Below are 2,671 nucleotides of genomic sequence, written 5' to 3' on the forward strand. Positions count from 1 at the left end.
GGCGGCAAGGTGGACGTCCGGCTGGGCGCGCGCACGGTTCGGGTCACGGCGCCCATGGGCTTGCGGACCGGCGACCATCTGCGGCTGCGACAGGGGGCGGCGGACGGCGGCGACCTTTATCTGTCGGTGCTGATCCGGCCCGAGGACGGCCTGTCGGCCATGGGCGACGACCTGTTCATGTCCTGGCCGGTCGAGCGCCGCCTGATGGCCGACGGCGGGCGGGTGGAGATCGAGACCCATGCCGGAGCCCGCTCGGCCTGGATCACGGCGGACAGTGCGGCGCCCGTTCGCGTACGGCTAAAGGGACTGGGCCTGCCCGCGCGTGGGTCGCGGGCGGCGGGGCATCTGTTCGTCACCCTTACGCCGTCGTCGGACACGCCGTCGGCGGCCGAAGACCTCTTGGTCCGGTTCACGCGGGTCTGGACGCAGGAACGTCTGGCGGCCTAAGTCGGGCCCATGTCGCACAACACCTTCGGCCATCTGTTTCGCGTGACCACCTGGGGCGAGAGCCACGGCCCGGCCATCGGCTGCGTGGTCGACGGCTGCCCGCCCCTGCTGCCCTTGACGGAGGCCGACATCCAGCCGTGGTTGGACCAGCGCAAACCGGGCGGCAGCCGTTTCGTGACCCAGCGAAAGGAAAGCGACACGGCGCGCATCCTGTCGGGCGTGTTCGACGACGGCGCGGGCCCCGTCACCACCGGCACGCCGATCTCGATCCTGATCGAGAACGAGGACCAGCGGTCCAAGGACTATGGGGAGATCGCCCGCGCCTATCGGCCCGGCCACGCCGACTATGCCTATCAGACCAAATACGGGGTGCGCGACCATCGCGGCGGCGGTCGATCCTCGGCGCGGGAGACGGCCAGCCGCGTGGCGGCGGGCGCCGTGGCGCGTCGGGTGCTGGGCGACGGCGTGACGATCCGCGCCGGGGTGGTGCAGATCGGGCCGCACCGTATCGCGCCCGACCGGATCGACTTCGACGCCGTTCACGGCAATCCCCTGTTCGCCGCCTCGGCCGAGGTCGTGGCGGACTGGGAGACCTATCTGGACGGCGTGCGCAAGGCCGGGTCGTCGGTCGGCGCCGTCGTGGCGCTGGAGGTCACGGGCGTTCCGGCCGGATGGGGGGCGCCGATCTACGGCAAGCTGGATTCGGAACTGGCCGCCGCCCTGATGTCGATCAACGCCGCCAAGGGCGTGGAGATCGGCGCCGGCTTCGACGCCGCCGAACTGACGGGCGAAGAGAACGCCGACGAGATGCGGCTGGATCTTAACAAACAGCCGATCTTCCTGTCCAACAAGGCGGGCGGCGTGCTGGGCGGGATTTCGACGGGCCAGCCCGTCACGGCGCGCGTGGCGTTCAAGCCGACCTCCTCGATCCTGACCCTGCGCCAAACCATCACCCGCGACGGCGAGGAGACGGACCTGCGCACCAAGGGCCGCCATGACCCTTGCGTCGCCCTGCGCGCCGTGCCGGTGGTCGAGGCCATGGCCGCCTGCGTTCTGGCCGACGCCTTCCTGAGGCACCGCGCCCAGATCGGATAGGTTCAGCGGCTCGCCCGTCGTCGCACGACATCGGCCGGCTGAATGGGAGCAGCGACGGGAACCGGCCGCACGACCGCCGGCGGTCTTTCTTCGCGCTGCATCAGGGCGACCAGGCCCGCCAGTCCCGTGGTCATCACGATCATCGCTCGACTCCTGCAACTGCGAACCGTTTGCAGGTTTGCCTAAGTCGGGCGGCCGTGCAAGAGCCTGTTTCGGCAGCTTGGAAGACAGGAGATCAACCGTGCGTGAAGACGGGAAGCTGGACTATCTGGAACTGCCGGCCGCCGACCTGCCGGAAACCAAGGCCTTCTACAGTCAGGCGTTCGGCTGGACATTCGTTGACTATGGCCCGACCTACGCCGCCTTCGACCAGGGTCTGGACGGTGGTTTCGACGCCGATCCGGCGGACCGGACGCCCGTGCCCCTGCCCGTTCTCTACGCCCGCGATCTGCAAGCCATGCTGACCCGCGTCGAGGCGGCGGGCGGGCGCATCGTCAAGCCGATCTACGCCTTCCCCGGGGGCCGGCGTTTCCACTTCGTCGATCCGGCCGGAACCGAAATGGCGGTCTGGTCCGAGACCTGAAGCCTCAGCGCGGATCGACAGACTGGCCGATCCGCTCGGCCAGATCACGGTCCGCGCCCACGACGCTGGCGATCCAGACGTGGATTTCCTTGGGCGTCCCAGCGCGCTGGAACAGATGCTCCATCGCCAGACGCCGACCGCCTTCGTTGACGACGATGGAGGTCCGGCCGCCCGTGCGGATCATGTCGCCGTCATAGATGGGAAACTGCGACGACGGCCCGGCGTAGATCATGGCCAGGGTCAGGTCGCCGCGCTGAATGCGATATATGGCCGCGTCCGCGCCCGCCCGCGCCGGAACCATCACCACGCCGACCGGAAGCTCGATGCGGAACGGCAGGGCGGCGATCCCGGCCGCATCCAGCGCGGCGGGAGCGGGCGTCGCGGCAGGCGGAGAGGCCGCAGGGGAAGTCTGCGCGGGCGCCGGCGTCGTCGTGGGGCGTGCGGAGGATGGCGGGGCGCTGGGGCGACTGGGGGTCACAGCCTGGGGCGCTGTCGTCGTAGGACGCGCGGCAGGCGGGGACGTCGCCGGACGGCTTGGGCTCGTCG

The 2,671-nt window shown here is 70.2% G+C and carries 4 protein-coding genes and 1 pseudogene; 3 read left to right on the forward strand and 2 right to left on the reverse strand.

What is annotated here, in order from left to right:
• Positions 1 to 447 (forward strand): DnaJ C-terminal domain-containing protein (locus RTU05_RS17780; protein WP_312599621.1); only part of this gene is annotated, 447 nt, incomplete at its 5' end.
• Between the two features lie 9 nt (positions 448 to 456).
• Positions 457 to 1,542, forward strand: coding sequence for a chorismate synthase (gene aroC / locus RTU05_RS17785; RefSeq protein ID WP_312599622.1), 1,086 nt, complete (start codon positions 457 to 459; stop codon positions 1,540 to 1,542).
• A 2-nt stretch (positions 1,543 to 1,544) separates the two neighbouring features.
• Here the strand turns inward: aroC and RTU05_RS17790 are convergent, their stop codons facing one another.
• Positions 1,545 to 1,685, reverse strand: coding sequence for a hypothetical protein (locus RTU05_RS17790; protein WP_312599623.1), 141 nt, complete (start codon positions 1,683 to 1,685; stop codon positions 1,545 to 1,547).
• Between the two features lie 98 nt (positions 1,686 to 1,783).
• Here RTU05_RS17790 and RTU05_RS17795 point away from each other — a divergent pair, with 98 nt between their 5' ends.
• Positions 1,784 to 2,125, forward strand: coding sequence for a VOC family protein (locus tag RTU05_RS17795; RefSeq protein ID WP_312599624.1), 342 nt, complete (start codon positions 1,784 to 1,786; stop codon positions 2,123 to 2,125).
• Positions 2,126 to 2,129: 4 nt separating this feature from the next.
• Here RTU05_RS17795 and RTU05_RS17800 read toward each other — a convergent pair.
• Positions 2,130 to 2,671 (reverse strand): annotated as a pseudogene (locus tag RTU05_RS17800) (hypothetical protein); the annotation flags it as partial.

The organism is Brevundimonas sp. (genome assembly GCF_032017145.1).
In the GTDB taxonomy this organism is placed as follows: Bacteria; Pseudomonadota; Alphaproteobacteria; order Caulobacterales; family Caulobacteraceae; genus Brevundimonas.

Bases quoted from the DNA above. Each gene is read 5' to 3' on its own strand.
- aroC (WP_312599622.1), top strand. From the start codon at position 457: ATGTCGCACAACACCTTCGGCCATCTGTTTCGCGTGACCACCTGGGGC.
- RTU05_RS17790 (WP_312599623.1), bottom strand. From the start codon at position 1,685: ATGATCGTGATGACCACGGGACTGGCGGGCCTGGTCGCCCTGATGCAG.